Origin of the sequence: Paenibacillus auburnensis (assembly GCF_927798115.1) — a bacterium.
Lineage (GTDB): Bacteria > Bacillota > Bacilli > Paenibacillales > Paenibacillaceae > Paenibacillus_AQ > Paenibacillus_AQ auburnensis.
The window spans coordinates 90,320-109,653 of the sequence record NZ_CAKMMG010000005.1; the positions used below are offsets into that span (position 1 = coordinate 90,320).

14 protein-coding genes are annotated in these 19,334 nt (G+C 49.8%); 2 read left to right on the top strand and 12 right to left on the bottom strand.

The genetic code is table 11. The features are described from left to right. Positions 1-151 precede the first annotated feature (151 nt). Positions 152-2,749, top strand: coding sequence for a beta-L-arabinofuranosidase domain-containing protein (locus L6H70_RS17800; RefSeq protein ID WP_236335317.1), 2,598 nt, complete (start codon positions 152-154; stop codon positions 2,747-2,749). A 100-nt stretch (positions 2,750-2,849) separates the two neighbouring features. Here L6H70_RS17800 and L6H70_RS17805 read toward each other — a convergent pair whose 3' ends face one another. The 6 genes from L6H70_RS17805 to L6H70_RS17830 all read right to left on the bottom strand — a co-directional run bounded on the left by L6H70_RS17805 (position 2,850) and on the right by L6H70_RS17830 (position 12,586). Further along, positions 2,850-4,517, bottom strand: a complete 1,668-nt coding sequence (locus L6H70_RS17805; RefSeq protein ID WP_236335319.1) for a response regulator transcription factor — start codon at positions 4,515-4,517, stop codon at positions 2,850-2,852. Further along, entirely contained in the window at positions 4,492-6,261 is a 1,770-nt protein-coding gene (locus L6H70_RS17810) for a sensor histidine kinase (RefSeq protein WP_236335320.1), read from the bottom strand. The genes L6H70_RS17805 and L6H70_RS17810 overlap by 26 nt, the downstream gene beginning before the upstream one ends. 79 nt (positions 6,262-6,340) lie before the next feature. After that, a complete protein-coding gene (locus tag L6H70_RS17815; RefSeq protein ID WP_236335323.1) occupies positions 6,341-7,228 on the bottom strand; it encodes a carbohydrate ABC transporter permease in 888 nt (295 codons plus the stop codon). Positions 7,229-7,246: 18 nt separating this feature from the next. Beyond that, entirely contained in the window at positions 7,247-8,152 is a 906-nt protein-coding gene (locus L6H70_RS17820) for an ABC transporter permease (RefSeq protein WP_236335324.1), read from the bottom strand. 168 nt (positions 8,153-8,320) lie between these two features. Further along, a complete protein-coding gene (locus tag L6H70_RS17825) occupies positions 8,321-9,988 on the bottom strand; it encodes an extracellular solute-binding protein (RefSeq protein ID WP_236335325.1) in 1,668 nt (555 codons plus the stop codon). A 243-nt stretch (positions 9,989-10,231) separates the two neighbouring features. Then, positions 10,232-12,586, bottom strand: a complete 2,355-nt coding sequence (locus L6H70_RS17830; protein ID WP_236335326.1) for an S-layer homology domain-containing protein — start codon at positions 12,584-12,586, stop codon at positions 10,232-10,234. A 361-nt stretch (positions 12,587-12,947) separates the two neighbouring features. On the opposite strand from L6H70_RS17830, the gene hisC reads away from it, so the two are divergent. After that, complete coding sequence (gene hisC, locus L6H70_RS17835; protein ID WP_236335327.1) at positions 12,948-14,021, top strand: histidinol-phosphate transaminase; 1,074 nt, start codon at positions 12,948-12,950, stop codon at positions 14,019-14,021. A 94-nt stretch (positions 14,022-14,115) separates the two neighbouring features. Here the strand turns inward: hisC and L6H70_RS17840 are convergent, their stop codons facing one another. The 6 genes from L6H70_RS17840 to L6H70_RS17865 form a co-directional block, all read right to left on the bottom strand. Continuing rightward, positions 14,116-14,349: a hypothetical protein gene (locus L6H70_RS17840; protein WP_236335328.1), complete on the bottom strand. Its 234-nt coding sequence runs from the start codon at positions 14,347-14,349 to the stop codon at positions 14,116-14,118. A gap of 39 nt (positions 14,350-14,388) precedes the next feature. Further along, complete coding sequence (locus tag L6H70_RS17845) at positions 14,389-15,135, bottom strand: ABC transporter permease (RefSeq protein WP_236335329.1); 747 nt, start codon at positions 15,133-15,135, stop codon at positions 14,389-14,391. Next, entirely contained in the window at positions 15,135-15,911 is a 777-nt protein-coding gene (locus L6H70_RS17850; protein ID WP_236335330.1) for an ABC transporter ATP-binding protein, read from the bottom strand. Before L6H70_RS17850 ends, L6H70_RS17845 begins: the two co-directional genes overlap by 1 nt. Next, positions 15,892-16,899, bottom strand: a complete 1,008-nt coding sequence (locus L6H70_RS17855) for an ABC transporter substrate-binding protein (RefSeq protein WP_236335331.1) — start codon at positions 16,897-16,899, stop codon at positions 15,892-15,894. The genes L6H70_RS17850 and L6H70_RS17855 overlap by 20 nt, the downstream gene beginning before the upstream one ends. Before the next feature lie 250 nt (positions 16,900-17,149). Continuing rightward, entirely contained in the window at positions 17,150-18,253 is a 1,104-nt protein-coding gene (locus L6H70_RS17860) for a Ger(x)C family spore germination protein (protein WP_236335332.1), read from the bottom strand. Beyond that, positions 18,246-19,334 (bottom strand): GerAB/ArcD/ProY family transporter, encoded by a 1,089-nt coding sequence (locus L6H70_RS17865; RefSeq protein ID WP_236335333.1) that lies wholly within the window; start codon positions 19,332-19,334, stop codon positions 18,246-18,248. The genes L6H70_RS17860 and L6H70_RS17865 overlap by 8 nt, the downstream gene beginning before the upstream one ends.

The following is a 19,334-nucleotide window of genomic DNA, read 5'->3' on the forward strand; positions in this document are numbered from 1 at the left end:
ATTTACTCATAATTCTAACCTTTTCACACAAATTCGAACGTTGCACTATTTACCACTGATCGTATGAAAATATAAGCTAAGTTATGAGCATGAAGACGAGTCTACTTAACAGACTGACAGCTCAATAATTCAACAGGCAGGAGCCAAAATAATGACTATAAACAACATTGTCTCAATAACGAAAGACCCTTCTTGGCTGAACGATTTCCGGATGGATCAGGTCCAGGTTACCGATCCCTATTTCGTTAACGCCTTCTCCAAAGAGGTGCTTTATCTCAAAAGCTATGACCTTGACCGGCTGATTGCCGGCTTCCGTGAGAACCGGGGTCTGCCAACCACAAGCGAAAAGTATCCCGGCTGGGAAAGCACAGAAATCCGCGGCCATACACTGGGCCATTATCTGACTGCACTGTCACAAGCCTATCAGACCACCCGTAACGACAACCTTCTTGGGCGGCTGGAGTATGTCGTAAGCGAGCTTGCGCTCTGCCAATTTGAGAGCGGTTACCTGTCAGCTTTTCCGGAGCAATTATTTGATAATGTTGAGAACAAACAGCCTGCCTGGGTACCTTGGTACACGATGCACAAGATCATCGCCGGATTGACAGCTGTATATAATGCCACCGGAAGCAAAACTGCCTATCAGATTGTCACCGGCCTTGGCAACTGGGTGCATCAGCGCAGCTCTGGCTGGTCGCCGGAAATTCAGGAGCGGGTGTTATCTGTAGAATATGGCGGTATGAATGATTGCCTCTATGAGCTGTACAAAATCTCAGGGGATGAGCGCCACTTACAGGCGGCCCATATGTTCGATGAGCTGAGTCTGTTCACTCCGGTTCATGAGGGCCGGGATATTCTGAAGGGCAAGCATGCCAATACCACCATCCCAAAATTCCTCGGGGCGCTGAACCGTTACCGGGTGCTGGGCGACAGTGAGCGCTTTTACCTGGAGGCCGTGCAGCAGTTCTGGGATATGGTTGTCTTCCATCACAGCTATATTACAGGCGGCAACAGTGAATGGGAGCATTTCGGCGACCCGGACATTCTGGATGCGGAACGCTCGAACTTCACGGCCGAGACCTGCAACACTTATAATATGCTGAAGCTTAGCCGGGAATTGTTCAAGATTACTGGGGAAGCCAAGTATATGGATTTCTATGAAAATACGTTCATTAACGCGATTCTTTCCTCGCAGAACCCGCATACCGGCATGACGATGTATTTTCAGCCGATGGCTACGGGGTATTTCAAAGTGTACAGCTCCCCCTTCGACCATTTCTGGTGCTGCACCGGAACAGGCATGGAGAGCTTCACCAAGCTGAACGACAGCATCTATTTCTATGGCGGCAGCAGTATTTATGTGAACCAATATATTAGCTCCGAGCTGATCTCTGAGGAATACGGCATTGAGCTGACTCAAACAGCAAATCTTCCATATAAGGACACCGTTGAATTTAAAATCCGCACGCTTAAGAGCCGGGAGCAGTCCTTCGCTTTGCATCTGCGTTTGCCGGACTGGACCGCCGGTGATATTGAGATCACACTGAACGGGCAGCCCCAAGCTCTAACTTTGTCGGGTCGTTATATGGTTCTGGACAGATTGTGGACCGACGGAGATACGCTCAGTATCCGCCTGCCGATGAAGCCGTCGTACCATACCTTGCCGGATGCGCCTAATGTGGTGGCCTTCAAGTATGGCCCGGTTGTACTGAGCGCCGCTCTGGGAACCGAAGATCTTGCAGAATCCGCTACCGGTGTGGCCGTCAGTGTGCCAACCCGCAACATGCTGGTGAAGGACTTCATCACCCCTGCACAGCAAAGTGTAAGCAGTTGGCTGGATAAGTTCGCAGAGAACTTTGTCCAGAAGGGCGGGGAGCTGGCCTTTGTTCTCCGCAATACCGATGAAGATAACCGGCTGGAATTCACTCCGCATTACAAGCAGCATGCTGAGCGGTACGGGATTTACTGGAATCTGGTCGAAACCGATTCAACCGAGCTTCAGGAGCATATTCTGCAGAGCAAGCAGCGTCAGCGCGTACAGGAAGCTACGATTGACAGCCTGCCTGTAGGCAACGACCAGTACGAGCTGGAGCACAAAATCAAAGGTGAGAACACCTCGGTCGCTACCTGGGACGGATATAACATCAGACAGGCGGAGAACAACGGCTGGTTCAGCTATCAGCTTAAAGTTCTTCCGCACAGGGATAACTTCTTGGCGGTCACTTACTTCTCCGGCAGCAACGGCAGAACCATCGACATTTATGTACAGGGCGAACTGCTGGTAAGCGACACGCTGATGACCGATAAGGCGCGGTCTTTCTATACGAAAAGCTATCTGATTCCTGCAGATACTATCAAAGACAGCACCGAGCTTGAGGTCAAATTTGTCATTCCGGGCGAGATGAACGGAATATTTGACCTGCTGCGGACGATGACAGACTTCGATCACAGTGCAGCGCTCCACAGTCTGAGCTTTGATACAGGATCACTTGATCAGCCGTTCGCAACGGATCTTAACAGTTATATATTGACGGTTCCGTCCGGTACACAAACCGTAGAGCTGAGAGCCGTACCGGCACACAAAAATGCCTTACTCTACTGCGCAGGCATCCTAATCGAAGACACACAGCCAAGGATCGTCTCCCTGCAGGACGACAGCACACAGGTCAACCTGACCGTCAAAGCTGAAGACCATGTAACCGAGCAGGAATACAGCATCACCATCCTTAAAGCTCCGGCAATCCAGTAACAAAGGGCAACCATTTCAGCTATAACTAAAAAAGATCGTTCTGCATGCGCTGCTGTATAGGCGCTCAGAACGATCTTTTTATGTGGATGCGGGCTCGGGCTTAGGCTTGAACCTTCCTGTGCTCCCGGTATTCCTGCGGTGTACAGCCGACGGTTTTTTTGAAAAAGCGGAAGAAATAGTGCTGGTCACTGAAACCCAGCTGGCCGGATATTTCATGCATTTTCAGCGCTGTTCCCAGCAGCAGCTCCTTGCTGAGTTCCACCTTCTTATCCAGGATGTAATCAGAAATGCCCTTGCCGGTAGTCCGCTTATACCAGCGGGATAGATAGGAAGGATTAAGGGATACCTCCTGGGCAATCCGGGTCAGCGACAAATCATCCCCGAGATGAGATTTGATATACTGGTGGATCATCGACAGGATGCTGGATTCGTCATGTCTGTACGAGGCGCTGCGTTTGGAAATTACCCATTCGAAGAATGCATGGTAGAAAGTGATGATCTCGGCCCACCGGGTATGAATATTGAAATGCAGCAGCTTCGACAGATCCATTTCGCCCAGGGCATCCTCAGTCAAGCCCAGCTCCTGCAGCGTCTGGAGCAAAGCACTGCTGATCCCGGACAGCAGTCTCAGCCTGAAAAAAGGATCCTCCGGCCCTTCGTCTCCGCACAGCTCTGCCCATTTACGGAAGAAGCCGCTCCATTCGGCATCCCCTTCAAGCAGCCGCTGCTTCAAATAATCGAGCAGCAGATCAGCAGCCGCATAGCGGTTGATTACCCCGCCTGGGCTCGCACCAGCTTCGGTAACATTGACCCTCAGCAGCTTCTCCATTCCCAGCCCGGGCTGATCATAGACCGCCAGCCGCAGGCGGTTCAGGGTATAATTCAGTTCAGGCCAGGCTACCGCCTCTTCACTGGCAATAACGGATACGGACATTTGCAGACAATTAACACATGCCTGCTGAACCGACTCCATGGTGCCGTGTACGAAACGGAGTGTTTTTATCCATTGCTCGGCTTCTGTCACAGGCAAGTGATGATCACGCTCAGGCTGAACAAAACAAGCAATCGTTCCCGGGTCAAGATCCACGGCCTTCACTTCAGACTTACCCTTGAACAGCTCCTCTGCGATGTTGGCGACAGCATAACGGATCAGACTCCGGTCTGAAGCCGTCTCTACATTCCTCCAGGCTTCAATCCGCAAAATAACCGGCAGCACCTGCTGTTCCGCCCGGAACGGCAGCTGAATCGCATCGAATTCATCCTGCAGAACCTGACGGTCAATTCCGTCGGTGCGCCTTAGAATATCCAGCAGCAGCTGCTGCTGCAATTGGGGAAGGGCCCGGGGAAGCTTATCGCGGAGCCACTGGGTCTGATACTGCTCCACATCCTCCAAGGCAATCATCTCCAGGGTCCGGGTTACCGCGGAACGGATTTTATCCATTCCTTCCGTCTTGAGCAGATAATCCACTACACAGGGATTGCGGATTGCCTGATGGGCGTAATTAAATTCATCGTGGCCCGTTAACAGAATTACTTTGCAGCGCGGCCAGCGGCCGACAATTTCCTGAATCAGCTCCATGCCGTCCATACCGGGCATACAAATATCGCTAAGCACAATATCGATTTTGACTGCATTCAGCCATTCTATAGCATAATCAGCGGAATGCACCTTGATAATCTCCAGATCGGGAAGATCCGCCTTCATAAAAAACTCATACAGTCCGTCCAGAATAACCGGCTCGTCATCTACTATCATCATCCGCTGCATTTCCGGCGCCTCCTTTTATTGAGATGTTAACCCGTATGCAAAGCCCGCCGAGCGTACTTCGTTCCGCCTGCAGCCCAAAGCCTGAACCGAACTTAATGCGGAGCCGCTGATTTACATTCAGCAGTCCGGTAATTTCGCCCTGGGCACTCTCCCCAGAGCCGAATTGCCGCTGGAGCTGTATAAGCTTCTCCTCGCTAAGACTGTCGCCGTTGTCTTCGATTATAATCGACAGCCGGTCCTCTACCTGCTCATAACTCATCTTAAGCAGGCCGTTTTTACTTTTATGCTGAAGCCCATGCTCGAACACATTTTCAATAATCGGCTGCAGCAGCACGCGGGGAACCTGAATCCCGCGCCAGCCCGGCTCTATATCGTCGACTTCGGCCCTGATTCTTGATCCGAAGCGGATTCTCTGGATCGCCAGATACACAAGCGCATGGTCCAGCTCCTGCTGCAAAGTAACCTCCTGGGCAGAATCACGGGTGATATAACGGAAATATTGACCGAGATAATCGGAAAATTCCTTAATCAGCTCCACATTCTCCACTTCAGCCATCTGTTTGATACTGAACAGGCTGTTATACAGGAAGTGCGGTGTAATCTGTGACTGCAGATGCTTCAGTTCAGCTTCCCCCGTACGGATCTGCTGCACGTAATTCTCCTGGATTAAGGTGTGCAGATGTCTCAGCATCTCATTAAACTGTGAATACATATACCCGAATTCATCCTTGCGGGAATGGGTGATATAGATGCCTGTCTGTCCCTGCTCCGCTTTGCGGAAGCCACGGATAAGTACGGCCATAGGCCGGTGTATGGTCCGGTAGGTCCAGAAAGAGAAGAGAACGATGATTCCAACCGAGACAACTGTTAATAGCCGCAGCAGCTGCGAATAAATGTGAATCGGCTTCATTAGAACCGTATTCGGGATATCTGCGGTCAGTGTAAAATTGTTTGCTTGATCATAGAGCGAATAATAAAAGGAATCCTCAATCCGGTACCGCTGAACGCTAACCGCCTCCTTGCCGGCCACGGGGATGCTTCCCTGCAGGAGCTTCGGCAGTTCTTCTGCGGAAGAAACGACATATTCATTACGGCTGCCAAACGCCAGCGTAATATCACTTCCGCCCGAGGCGGCGAATTCTTTCAGCCGCAGCTTGAGCTCCGCCGAGGAGAGCTTGATCCCCAGCAGAAAATTCGGCGGGACATTACTGTCCAGATTAAACGGATTGCTGCGCAGCAGATACAGCTCGTCTTGATATTTGGATAATGCTCCGTTCAGATTACCCATCGTACCTAGCAGGCTCTGCCACTCTCTGTCCGTAACTTCCCTGATACCGTCCACGGCGCTGACCCGCTTGTTGATCTGCGGAACATAATAGACGACGTCACTAATGTAAGGACTGGTTTCTTTTACCTGCAGAAGCTTAGTGAGAATATCATTCAAATTGGAATCGATTTCATAACGGCTCATGATTGGAATACGTGTGCTGAAGGTCGACAGCGCATCGTCAAGGGAATATTCCGTAACCAGCGCAGTCATACGCTGCAGCTCGAATTCCAGGTGGCTGTAGTAAAAATGAAGCTTCGATTCATTGGCCCGTTCGACTTCAGCCTGCATCTGGTTAGAGCTGTAGTAGGTTATCGAGATACTAAGCACGCAGAGCGGCAGCATAACCAGTAAAAAGGCGCCGATCAGTTTAATTACGATGGAATTCGGATTCCAGCGGATTGCGAATGGTTTCATCGGGAAATGTTCCTCTCCTGCAAAACTGGCACAAAGCAGGAACCGCAATACGCGGCTCCTGCTTTTGGCTTATTACAGTTTACCCCTTCACACTTCCAACGACCAGACCGTGCACGAAATATCTTTGCAGAAACGGATAGATCGCCAGGATCGGAAGGATAGATAAAAAGATCTGGCTGGCCTGTGTCGTCCGGTCGGAGATTTCATTCAGCAGCGCAGCCTGCTCAAAGGTAACATTCTCATTCTGCACCGACACCTGCTGAAGAATCGACTGCAGGTAAGTTGCCAGCGGATAATGCTCGGGACTGCGCATATAGATCATTCCGTCAAACCAGGCGTTCCAATGGCCGACCAGTGAGAACAGTGTTACCGTGGCAATACTCGGCAGCGAGACCGGGAGATAGACGCTCCATAAGGTGCGCAGATGACCGGCTCCGTCCATCCAGGCTGCTTCCTCCAATTCTTTGGGCAGCCCGCGGAAAAAGTTCAGCATCAGCAGCACGTTGAAGATTGGCACCGCCCCAGGCAGAACAAGCGCCCATACGCTGTCCAAAAGCCCCATTTCCTTAACGACCAGGTATCCGGGAATCAGCCCGCCGCCGAACAGCATCGTAAACACAAAAATCCAGGCGTATGCTGTACGTGAACGGAAGGTAGCCGCTTCCTTGGAGAGCGGGTAGGCAACCAGGATAGTGAACAGCAGGTTGACGGATACGCCCAGGACAACACGGAGGAGGCTGGTTCCGAACGAATGAATGAACTGGTTATTCTCCAGCATGTAGCGGTAGGAGGACAAGGTAAAGTCAACCGGCCAAAGGGTCACACTCCCGGCATTCACCGCCGCACTTGAACTGAAGGAGATGGCCAGAATATTGACAATCGGAAAGAGACAGAGCAGTGCAATCACAGTAAGAATCACATAATTAAAGCGGAGAAACCAGCGGTAAGCGCTAGAGGTATGATGCATTCAGCACAAGTCCTTTCTCTAAAAAATCCGGTATTTAGCAAAACGGTAGGCCAGATAATAGCCAAGACCGATAAACACAAAGGATACAACCGATTTAATCAAACCAAGTGCCGTGGAAACCGAATATTGTGCTTCCTGCAAACCAATCCGGTAAATCATCGTATCCAGAATATCGCCTGATTCGTATACCAGCGGATTGTACAGATTGAATACTTGGTCAAAACCGCCGTTCAGTACATTGCCCAGACTAAGCGTCAGCATCAGAATCATAATCGGGCGGATTCCCGGCAGGGTAATATGCCAGGTCTGCTTCCAGCGTCCGGCACCGTCGATGATCGAAGCTTCGTAGAGCGACTGGTCAATACTGGTCAGAGCGGCCAGATAAATAATCGTTCCGAAGCCGAATTCCTTCCATTGGTCGGTAATGACCAGAACATACCGGAACCAGTTATTATCGGCCAGAAATTGAATGGGCTGGATGCCCAGTGATTTCAGGAGCATGTTGACGATCCCGCTGCTCGGAGACAGCACATCGACAATGATTCCGCCGAGGATGACCCAGGAAAAAAAGTGGGGCATGTAAATGATCGTCTGGATGGATCTTTTAAAGCCGTTCGCACGGACTTCATTCAGCAGCAGTGCTGCAATCACGGGGATGGTCAGTCCGGCAATGATTTTGAGTACGGAGATAATAACGGTGTTCCATACCACCTGTCTAAACCCCGGAAGATCGAATAAATAACGGAAGTTCTCCAGTCCCGTCCAGGTCATATCGCGAAATCCTGAAATGGGGGAAAAATCCTGAAAGGCGATCACAAGTCCCGCCATCGGGATATAACTGAAAATAATGATCAGCAATAAGGCTGGAAGAATCATTAAGTGCAGCGGAATATTACGCATAAACTGCCTGGGATTAAAGTGCATATGCTGTCTCCTCCTTGTTACCTTGATTATAAGACAGCCCTAAATCGGCTTTATAGTGTAGCGTGTTGACTTTGGGTATCTTCTATTGACCTGTTGACTTGGATGCAAAATAGGACCGCCAGCGGTCAGTATTACGCCGCCGGACAGTCCTATAGTAGATTTGAAACTCTATTGTCCCTTCACAACCTCGTTTACTTCTTTAGTGATCTCATCTCCGCCAAGCTTTTTCCAGTTGGTTACGAACTTATCGAAATCATCAACCGGCAGGCTGCCGTAAATGATCTTCACAAAGGTCTCCGACCGGAGCTTATCCAGTGTGGCTGATTTGCTGTTCATAGTCTTGGTAGGCGCATAAATGAACTCATTCATCACGATCAGATCATTATCCCGGTAATACTTGATAACCCCTTGTGAGCTGAGCGGCCCGAAAATCCGCTCCATATGCCATTTATCCAGATCGCCGCCGCGGTAAGCCTGAATATCATCATAGAACAATTTGGCTTCCAGCCCCATCTTGGAGGTATCGCCTGTTTTCAGCGCTTGCTCTACTTCATCCTGTGCCTTCACATTTTTGTTCGGCGGCAGGTTGGATACTACGGCATTCTGGAATCCGAGTCCTGTATCCCCGTTCAGGTATTTGGCCCGCTCTGTAGCTGCCGACTCGCCGAACATTTTCTCTGCCTGGAAATTAAGCAGCTTGATCAATGCTTCAGGATGCTCGTAGCCCTTGCGTACAGCGAATACACCGCCGAGGGACAAATGGTTCTGTGTCTTAGCCGGCTGGTCGTCAATAGACTGTACCGGATAAGGAACCCAGTTGACAGTCGGGTCCTTCTTGATCATATCCTTGACCTGGAAAGGCGCCCATTGCGGCAGGAAGAACATCCCCGCTTTGCCTGCATTGACATCCTCCATCTGCTTGGCGAAATCTTTTACCCCAAACTCAGGATCTATTACTCCCTCTTTATACAGGCGCTGCAATTCAGCAAGCCCTTCTTTTACCTCAGGCTGAATCGTCCCGTTCACAATCTCCCCCTGATCGTTCTTGATCCAAGTCTCCAGATAAGCATGGTAACCCAGCAGGAAGCCGTTGATTGGCAGATCCTTGCTCAGTGAAATCCCGTAAGTATCCTTCTTGCCATTGCCGTCCGGATCGTTAAATGCAAAAGCCTCAGCGATCTTGATGATATCCTGCATCGACTTCGGTTCAGCTAATCCGAGTTTGTCCAGCCAGTCCTTGCGGATCCAGACCATATCCGAGGAATCAAGCGAGCCCCCGTAGCTCACCATGGCGTACTTCTTGCCGTCCTTCGTCACAGGCTTAAGGGCAGCACCGTCCTCTTCACTGTAATACTCTTTGACCAGGTCAGAAGCGTATTGATCATAGACCTCAGTCAGATCCTGGAGCATACCAGCTTTGTACAGCTGTTCAAACTGAACCATATTAACCTTCAGCACATCCGGCAAATCTCCGCTGGCCAGGGTAACGTTCATTTTATCGTTATAGTTGGCATCGGCTACGATCCAGTCGTAAGTTACTTTGATGCCCAGCTCGTCCTCATATCCCCGGGTCCATACATTATTGGCGTGGGTATCACCCTCTGCCAGGGTCTCCTTGCCGGTTTCATTCATGGTTGAGGTCAGTGTAATCGGCGGATCGTATTTGGTAAGCGGTCCCCCCTGCACCTCTGCATTGGCCGTAGCCGGGGCCGGGGCCGCGTTAGCCTCCTTGTCAGCCGTGCTGTTATTTCCGCCATTGTTCGAACAGCCGCTAAATGCTATGGATAAAACCAGAGCTGCTGCCATTACAGGAAACTTTCTGTTTTTGCTTTTCATCTCATGAACCTCCCTTTTATTCTACATTCCCATTGTATAAAGAAAGCGTTAACAGCTCGAGTGGTATGCATTTACATTCGGTATCTTCTCTTTACCTTTTTCAGAAATACGCTTTTCATCATAACATGAGATTCAGCCGCCAAAAAGAAAAAGCAAGACAGGCACCTTTGGGGAAAGTGTCTGTCTTGCTTTATAAAATACATTAACTGCTACTTAACTACTCCGGCAGCTTCTGCCTGGAGTTTACTGCTGGCCAATCGGCTGGTCGGTTTTGCCTTGCAGTTCTACCAGCTTCATAATTACGGACGCCGCTTGTGCTTTTGTAATATGCTGCTGCGGATTGAACTTGCCGTTCTCACCCTGCAGCAATCCCAGCCGGACAACAAGCGCTACAGCACCTTTATTAGTGATGCTGGCACTGTCGCTGAAGCTGGTTACCGTATTATCATTGCCAAGGAAGGCCGCAAGCTTACTATATTTCAAGAAAGAGGATACCAGAACCGCAAGCTCCTCGCGGGTGAGTTTATCCTCCGGCTTAATTACAGCATCCTTGTCCAGCCAGCTGCGGGAAACCGCAAAGTTCACAGCATCGTAGTACGGGCTATCCGCACTTACACCGGCTATGGTCTTACGATCCTGCATATTGGAGTATTGTGAAAAATACGGCGTTGAGGCTTTTGCAATATAGTTAATCCATTCTACTACAGTAATCTCCTGGTCCGGATACACTTTTCCGTCAGCGTCCGGTGTAATGACCCCATATTTCAGCAGCTCGGTTAATTGTTGTTCCGCTGCATGCCCCTTCACGTCGACCGCGCTTGCTGAAGTATTCACCTGTCCGTACATCTCGTAGACCGAAACCCAGTTACCCGTCTGTGCATTCAGCACCTCATAAGGCTTACTGGTATCTGCCGGCTGCGGCATATAGACCAGTTTGACTTTAGGCTCCACGTACATGTTCATTCCATAAGATCCGCCTATGAGGTTGTATTGCAGCTTCAGGATATAGGTGTTCAGATATTTTTGCAGCGCCTCTTCTTTGGTGACTACTGGAGCCGGCTGCTTGGTAATCAGGGCAAAGTCAGCAAATCCATAGTTCGTATATGTCCGGAGCCTGCCGTAGCTGTCGAGTTCAAGTGAAACAATATTGTTGCTTACCGGTATGCCATCGAAATAACGGATAAATTGATAACGGTATCCATTCCCTTCCGGCAGAACACTCCAGGTTCCCCCATGCTCGGCAAGCTTCAGATTGCTGCCCGCTCCGTTATACAAGCGGTTGATCAGCTGAATCGCCTGCTTCTTCGCTTCAGCCTGGCTCAGCTTTTTCGTTCCGGCGGCCACTGGCTGCTGCGTCTTGATGTCTGCCGGATTGGCATATTGCTCAATCTGGAACTGAATCACCTCGCCGGTAGTCGCGTTCACTTCCGCATACGTACGTCCCTGCATTCCTGAATACGCAGCTTCTGCAGTATCACTCCAGCCCAGCGACCAGACTTTCTGTTTACCATTCTGATAATTAGAGTTTAGCGTCTGCCAGACCAGCTTTCGGTTAGCCGGAATTGTGGCTACCTGTTTAACCCGTTTGACTGCTTCCTCCACGGTAAGCTCTTTACCGGTGTTTACCGGCTGGAAAACTTCTTTACCGGTAGGGATTGCCTCGTAGACAACCGGTGTGGGAGCGGCTTCTTTACCTTCATAGTCTATCCGTTTGCCGGTTTGAGCATCGATTGTATATAAAGCTTCCTCCTGCGCTCTCCAGCCGAGCACCCAGCTGTCTACTACGCCTTTCTTATAGACAGGGGTATAGTACAGCCCGATATCAAAACCCTCTTTAAATTTCTTCTCCGCCTGTTCTTTGGAAACAGCAGGTTTCGCGGACGGATACTCCCGCCCAAAGAAAGACTTATTGAATTGAATGATATTTCCGTTGCCGTCTACGGTAACCCGGACAGAGTCACTGTTTGAAGGCAGACCATTGGTCAGCAGCATAAAACTAAACGAATATTGAACCGGGCCAAAGAGTGCCGATTCATTCATCCATGTATTCTCTTCCAGTTCCAGCTCACTGTTCTTCAGCGAAGGGGCTGCTGCGGCAATAAAACTCCGGGCCTTCTCTAAAGCTTCTGCCCGTGACACTTTAGGCGGATAATAATTGTCGGCTTGCATAAACGGGAAGTAAAGATATGTAGAGATCACGTCACCTGTAATGGCATCGACCTCACTGGAAAATCCATATCCTGTACTGCCGATTTGATATTCCCATTGAATGTTCCAAACCAGCTGGTTAGGATTTGGCGGATAAGAATTCCCTGTGCCGATTTGGGCATTGGAAATCTTGGCATCCTTCAGAGCAGGGAACAACTCCCGCAGCTTCGCCACAGCCTGCTCCTGAGTCACCTTGGCTTTAGCCGGATCTGCTGTTGCTGTTGCTGCTGCCGCTCCTAGCCCTGCCGATGCTGATACTACTATGGACTGCGAAGAGTAACTGGCATCCGCTGCGGCTAACCCGCCCGGGAGCATCAAGGCGAGCGCCACGGTAGTAATCAAAGCAGCTTTGGTAGTCTGATGAATGAACTGATTCCTGTCATTTTTCAAAATTTCATCCTCCTAAAGTTTTGTAGAGTATACTTCCTGGTAGCGCTTCGGTATAACTTACTCCGGAAGCATACGCTTACTTTTCCAAATATATGAAAAAATCCGATCCTTCTAAATTATAATTAAATATGCATATCTTTACCATATTTTATTTGCGACAGGAAATTACAGGGATGTGCAAAAGCTGAATTTCATCTTGTGCAGCTGCTAAAAAGGAACACTAACTGCCCGCACTGGCAGCGGGAAATGATTTTTCCCGTTCACATTTTGGTTCAACTTCGCTTTATCACTTTATTGCATTAAAGTTAAAACCGGATTATAGTGGATAGAGATTAGAACCCGTTTAGGAGGATTGGATGAGATGAGCATCTTTTGGAGTTCCACTGCTGCAGCCCTAACTCCCTATGTTCCCGGAGAACAGCCTGCAGAGGGAAGTATGATTAAATTAAACACTAATGAGAATCCGTATCCGCCCTCACCGGTTGTGCTGGAAGCAATTCGCCGCGCGGTGGACGGCAATCTGCGGCTATATCCGGACCCTAACGCAAGCCGGTTGACTGCAGCTATTGCAGCGCGGTTCGCTTTGACCCCGGGTGAGGTATTCGTCGGCAACGGATCAGATGAAATCCTGGCGTTTGCGTTCCAGGCATTTTTTGACCGCGATCAGCCGGTGCTGTTCCCTGACGTTACCTACAGCTTCTACAGCGTGTATGCTAATTTATTTAATCTTCCCTTTACTACCGTCCCGCTGGACGGGCAGTTCCGGATTCTTCCTGCAGATTATCAAAGGCCGAACAGCGGCATCATCCTGCCGAATCCGAATGCCCCCACTGCTATAGGTCTGCCTCTCCGGCAGATTCGGGAGCTGCTGGAAGGAAATGCGGGCCATGTAGTGATAGTGGACGAAGCCTACATTGATTTCGGCGGCGAATCTGCCGTCCCGCTGATCGCTGAATATCCCAATCTGCTGGTTATTCATACCTTGTCCAAATCCCGTTCGCTGGCGGGACTCAGAGTCGGTTATGCACTCGGGCAGCCGGAACTGATCGAGGGGCTTAACCGGGTGAAGAACTCATTCAACTCCTACACGCTGGACCGCCTGGCTCTGGTAGGAGCGGAGGCAAGCTTCATGGATGAGGCTTACACCCGCAGCAATATCACCAGAATTGTACAGACAAGAGAGAACACCCGGTCTGCGCTGGAACGTCTGGGCTTCAGCGTAACGGATTCCGAGGCCAATTTCCTGTTTGTCTCCCATCCTGCTATGCCTGCACCTGTGATCTTCCGCAAGCTGCGGGAGCAGGGCATTCTGGTCCGCTATTTTGACAAACCGCGTATTGATGATTATCTGCGAATTACTGTAGGCACCGATACGGAAATGGCGGCGCTGCTAAAAGCTATGGTGGAAATACTGCCGGATACGGATAGCCTGTGAGTATAGCAGCATTTATGGTAATAACACCAGCCTCGCCGCTAAGTTCGGCTATAGGCTCAAGGCAAACAGCCCCTCTTTTGATAAAGAGGGGCTATCAATTTTTGAGTACCTGTCTAAATTCAAAGGTATTTTTCCCTCTGATCCCACTCATTTTCTCCGATAACGCCAAAATCAAAGGTATTTCTCCCTCTAATTCCACTCTTTTTCCCGATAATGCCAAATTCAAAGGTACTTTTCTCTTTAATTCCACTCTTTTTCCCGATAATGCCGGATTCAACGGGAGTTTTCCCGCTCCTCCTACGTGTATTAAACAAAAAAGACGGCTCATCACTGAGCCGCCTCCACAATTCACTTATAAATCTCTCCCTCACCGCCGCCACTTCATAAACTTGTAGTCCAGCAGATCGACCAGCAGGAACAACACAAAGCCCACTAAGCTGAACAGCATGATACCTGCGTACATTTCCGGGTAATCCAGCCGCAGCCAGGCATCCATGATGAAGTAGCCCATGCCATGCTCGGTGCCGTAGATCTCGGTGAAGAACAGCACAGAAATCGCCGTACCGAGCGAAATCCGGATCGTGCTGAGAATGACTGACAGTGCGCCGGGCAGCGTCACATTCCAGAATTTCTGGACCGTGCCGGCACCGATACTGGTCAGTACATCATAGGTGTTCTCGGGAATTGCCTTGACCCCGTCACGTACGGAAATGATAATCTGGAACAGCAGAATGAGCATGATCATCAGCACCTTGGAGGTTTCTCCAAGCCCGAAGAACAGCATGACCACCGGCAGCAAGGCTATCTTCGGAATCGGATAGGTCAGATAAACGACCGGATCGAGCAATTTGTTCCACAGCGGTGAGCGCCCCATCAGCAGTCCAATCAGAAGACCGATGACCAGCGCCAGCAGAACGCCTTCAAGAATCCGCAGCAGGCTGTAGCCGACGTTGAGCAGAACTTCCCGGCCTTCCAGCTGGAACATCGCCTTGTAGACCGAACCCGGACTGGGCAGAATCGGATGATTCATCAGCAGGTAGACGATATACCAGACCAGATTCATGCATAAAAAGACAAACAACAACCGCAGCACGCGGGTAATCCGCTTGTTCATCACCATTTCTCCTGCATTACCTTTCTGATCCGTTTCGTCTGCTCAAAGAACTCATTACTTCCCCGTTTCTCCTCATGCTTCATCCCGAACACTGCGGCATTATCCAGAACCTCTATCGAATCCGCCTTGCCTGCAGGCAGGATGATAATCCGCTGGCCCAGCAGGATAGCCTCGTCCACATCATGCGTGACAAACAGCGCCGTTGCAGGATGAGCAAGCCAATTGTCGAGAAAAATCTGCTGCAGCGCTTCACGCGTCACGGCGTCCAAGGCCGAAAACGGCTCATCCAGCAGCATAATCTGCGGTAAAATGGCAAAGGCCCGGGCAATCGCTACCCGCTGCTGCTGTCCTCCGCTCAGTGAGAGCGGATAACGGTCCGCCAGATCGGCTATTCCCATGGAGCTAAGCCAGTGAGTAATCCGCGCCTCCCGCTCCGCTTTGTCCCCGCCGGCAGCCCCGGTAATTTTCATCGCGACTTGGATATTTCCATGAACGGTCTTCCAGGGCAATAGTCCGTAGTTCTGCGGAACAAGCCCGACCAGGATATCTTTGTCATGAACGGGTTTGCCGTTAAACAGCAGCTCTCCTGTATAATTCGGCAGCAAGCCGGCAATCGCCCGCAGAAGCGTTGATTTCCCGCTGCCGGAAGGCCCGATAATCGTATAAATCCCGTGCTCTGGCAGGGTCAGATTGACCTGACCCAGTGCCACCTGGCCGCTCTTGTACTCAACCTGGAGTTCTTGGATGCAAAGTCCGCTAATTCTTGAACTGGACATCGGAGATCACATCTTCAGCCGATATATTTTTAGTCAGCAGTCCTGTCTCCCGTGCCCAGGCAAAGGCTGCTTCTACTTCCTTCACATCCACTTGGTTCGCTGGCTGGTATTCCGGTACCTTAATCTCGTCTTTCAATGTTTCCGGGTAGCCTACTTCTTTAATGATCAGATCAATATATTCCGATTGATCATGAGATTTCATATACTCTACCGCCTCATTATAAGCGGCATACATGTCGCGGATTGCCTGCGGTTTGGCATCAATTACGCTTTGCGGGAAGGCGAGCACAAACGGGTTGACACCAGCGGAATGTGTAGAACTAAGCACGCGCAGGCCGGCAGATTCCCCCATGGTCACGAAAGGCTCCGGCAGCACAGCGGCATCGGCTTTCTTGTTCTTAAGCAGCTCCAGACGGGTCGGGATCTGCGGCACTTCACTCACGGTGATATCCGCTTCGCTCAGGCCCGCCTGCTTCAGCATCATCGCTACTGTATATTGGGTGGACGTGTTCTTGGACAAAATAACGGTTTTACCCTTCAGATCCTTCACATCCTGGATCTCATCGTTACCGGTCAGTAGGTCAAATTCACCAGTTGTTGTACTTGTGATCTTCACGTCCAGACCGGCTTCGTTATAGATCGAGATGGCCACCAGATCGGCGCTGATACCGTCTACTTTGCCTGCCTGGAACGCCACATCGCGGTCCTTGGCACTCTTGAAGGTCTGAATATCCAGATTGACGTTATGCTCCTTGTCGAAGCCTTGCTCATGGGCGATGATAAAAGGAATGGCGTCGATCGAAGGCAGCAGGCCCAGTGTTACAACTGCTGCTTCCGCCGGAGCCTCAGTAGCAGCCGCTCCATTGGCCGAGCCTGTATTGCTGCCGCCGCTTGCTGTATTGTTATTGCCGCAGCCTGCCGCAACCATGCCTACCGCAGCGACCAGCATAAACAGCATCATCAGGTGTTTCCAGTTCTTTCTTTTCATGAATCTTCCTGCCTCCATCTCTTCTCTAGTATATTTTGCTTGCGCATTTATTCACATAAGGGCATAGAGAATCCTTTATGCTCCCCCGGGAAGCGTAAGTAATGCAATTTTACACCCATTGCCCTATTTTGTATATTTATAAATTTAAATAATAACGGCTGCATATAAAAAAACGATAGTGTTCCAGCGCCTCCACCGGCTCTGCACTATCGTTATATTAGTGTGTATGAGATATAACCAGCATCTACCTTCAGCTATATTTGCCATAGTCTTTGATGAGTACTTTGGTATGACACTTTACTTCTATCTCAGGATACACTTCTTTCCAATTTAAACTAGTCCATTCCTTGTAGTTCAGCCCGTTCCGCACATAAGATCCGATTCCCAGGCTGTCTACGTTATGCTCCTGCATCTGCTCCACCATCTTATCTGCCTTGGCCGTGATATATTCGGATATCTTCTGTTCTAATTCATGACGTGCCTTGCTCTCATTAATCTTTTCTTCTCCGGTGTATTCAAGTACTGAGCCTTGGATGGAAGCATAGATGTCCACCTTAAAGCGCCCGCCCGCCAGTTGATGCACTTTGATCTTGCGTTTATTTAACAGGGAGCTTAACATGACGACCACAGGTCTGCCATCCTTCTCCCCTAAATTAATCGCAGCTTCCCCCTGCCTGAGATCATCGCGGAACAGGGCAAAGATAATCCCGTCCTCCGCCGGAATCCTCATCACATACCGGTCCTCCTGAAACATGGCAACGCCTTCAATGACCACCTTGTCTCCCCCGTCTTTTACAATCGGAGCTACAGGGTCAATGCCGTCATCGTTGAAATCCCTGGAGAACTCATATAGCGTGGTTGCCGGGACACTATTGCCGTAAGATTCCTTATCCAGCAAATGGGTGATATAGCGCCCTGTATCGTTATGCGACTTGAACGTCTTGGACAGCAGATCTCCTGCATCCCCTTCAACTACGGTTACTCTGACTCCCAGCGCGATAGAGGGATCTCGCAGGAGTGTATCGATATAATCGCCTAAGCCCTCCTTTGCCAGCTTTATTCCGTATAAGGTCTCTCTTACCTGCCCGCTGACCACCTTCAGATCGGTTTGCAGGGAGAACTGCAGCCGCGCTGATTTTAGGCTGTCGCTTACAGTCGTCATGAGTTCACGGCGGACCTTAGATGTGGGATCTGTAACCGGAACGCAATAGGTCACCTTGAGCCGTTTATCGTCCATGAGATCATAGCTTGCCGTCTGGACCATCCCCAGCTTTTCAAGTATCCGCTCATCACTTTTGCAGCCGGCTAACAGCAGCAGAAGAAGAATCGCAGGAATTAGCCGCAGCTTAAACATGGGAAGCCCCTCCTTTCCGTTGAATAAGCAGGATCATGATCAATAACAGGGGGAGAACAAAGGCAATACCCGTCACCACATAGCCCAAGTTAGTAATCCAGACATTGACCTGATCCAGAGTCTTGGGAACAAAAGAGATACAATAGGAGATGCCTAGCAAAATGACCAGTAGTACCGGTGTTTTCACCTTTGGCACGATTCTTTGTATACTCAATTGCGCAGCCCACCAATACATCACAACCGTGACCAGGACTAAAAACAGAAAAAAACCGTAAAGCAGGTTTTCAAGCCGTTCAATAAACGGCAACTGGATATAGGCCAGTAGGTCCAGCACGGGATACAGCAGCTTTTTTAACTGACCCGGGCCGAAGAAGCCGAAACAGATCAGCGACAGACAGATGTAGACGAAGGATAAAAAAGCATTTCCGGCATAGATAGCGGCCATCGACTTTTTACTTTTATTCTTATTTACATAGGGTAATAGCAGAATGGACAGCTCATATCCTAAATAAGCGGCATACACTTCCATCGCCCCTTTCACCTGGTCATGCCCGCCATGAAGAATGAACGGAGTAAACCTCGCCCAGCGAAAAGAAGGGAAGAACCACAGCAGCAGTCCAAACATCCAAATAGTCATCCAAAAGAAGAGGGTTACCGCATTGGACATCTTGTAGATTCCTTTGATCAGCATCATAAAGGCGAGCACGTCGATAGCCAGCTTAAACAGCATCGGATTGGTTGTCGGGAAAGCAAGCATTTGAAAGAGCAGCACATATTTTTTGCCGATCATACAGCCAAAAACAAGCCAAACTGCTGTTAACCCCAGATAAAATGGATACAAAATCACCTTTGTAACCGACTGTTCCATAATTTCAAAGATTGAGCGCCCCTTCCCCAGCTGAAAAACCAAGGTGATCAAATAAATATTAAATGACGACAGCAGCAGACACGGGATTAACACAAGCCATCCGTTCGTTCCGAAATAATCCGCAAGACTGCGCGGCAGGGTAAAGATAACGATTCCCGACTGAGTCATGTATACAAGAACGGCAATATGAAAGGGACTAAGCTTTTCTGGCAT

What these genes read in the sequence shown, in the direction of transcription:
- L6H70_RS17800 (WP_236335317.1), top strand. Translation starts at nt 152, where the DNA reads ATGACTATAAACAACATTGTCTCAATAACGAAAGACCCTTCTTGGCTG.
- L6H70_RS17805 (WP_236335319.1), bottom strand. Translation starts at nt 4,517, where the DNA reads ATGCAGCGGATGATGATAGTAGATGACGAGCCGGTTATTCTGGACGGA.
- L6H70_RS17810 (WP_236335320.1), bottom strand. Translation starts at nt 6,261, where the DNA reads ATGAAACCATTCGCAATCCGCTGGAATCCGAATTCCATCGTAATTAAA.
- L6H70_RS17815 (WP_236335323.1), bottom strand. Translation starts at nt 7,228, where the DNA reads ATGCATCATACCTCTAGCGCTTACCGCTGGTTTCTCCGCTTTAATTAT.
- L6H70_RS17820 (WP_236335324.1), bottom strand. Translation starts at nt 8,152, where the DNA reads ATGCACTTTAATCCCAGGCAGTTTATGCGTAATATTCCGCTGCACTTA.
- L6H70_RS17825 (WP_236335325.1), bottom strand. Translation starts at nt 9,988, where the DNA reads ATGAAAAGCAAAAACAGAAAGTTTCCTGTAATGGCAGCAGCTCTGGTT.
- hisC (WP_236335327.1), top strand. Translation starts at nt 12,948, where the DNA reads ATGAGCATCTTTTGGAGTTCCACTGCTGCAGCCCTAACTCCCTATGTT.
- L6H70_RS17840 (WP_236335328.1), bottom strand. Translation starts at nt 14,349, where the DNA reads ATGAGCCGTCTTTTTTGTTTAATACACGTAGGAGGAGCGGGAAAACTC.
- L6H70_RS17845 (WP_236335329.1), bottom strand. Translation starts at nt 15,135, where the DNA reads ATGAACAAGCGGATTACCCGCGTGCTGCGGTTGTTGTTTGTCTTTTTA.
- L6H70_RS17850 (WP_236335330.1), bottom strand. Translation starts at nt 15,911, where the DNA reads ATGTCCAGTTCAAGAATTAGCGGACTTTGCATCCAAGAACTCCAGGTT.
- L6H70_RS17855 (WP_236335331.1), bottom strand. Translation starts at nt 16,899, where the DNA reads ATGAAAAGAAAGAACTGGAAACACCTGATGATGCTGTTTATGCTGGTC.
- L6H70_RS17860 (WP_236335332.1), bottom strand. Translation starts at nt 18,253, where the DNA reads ATGTTTAAGCTGCGGCTAATTCCTGCGATTCTTCTTCTGCTGCTGTTA.
- L6H70_RS17865 (WP_236335333.1), bottom strand. Translation starts at nt 19,334, where the DNA reads ATGCCAGAAAAGCTTAGTCCCTTTCATATTGCCGTTCTTGTATACATG.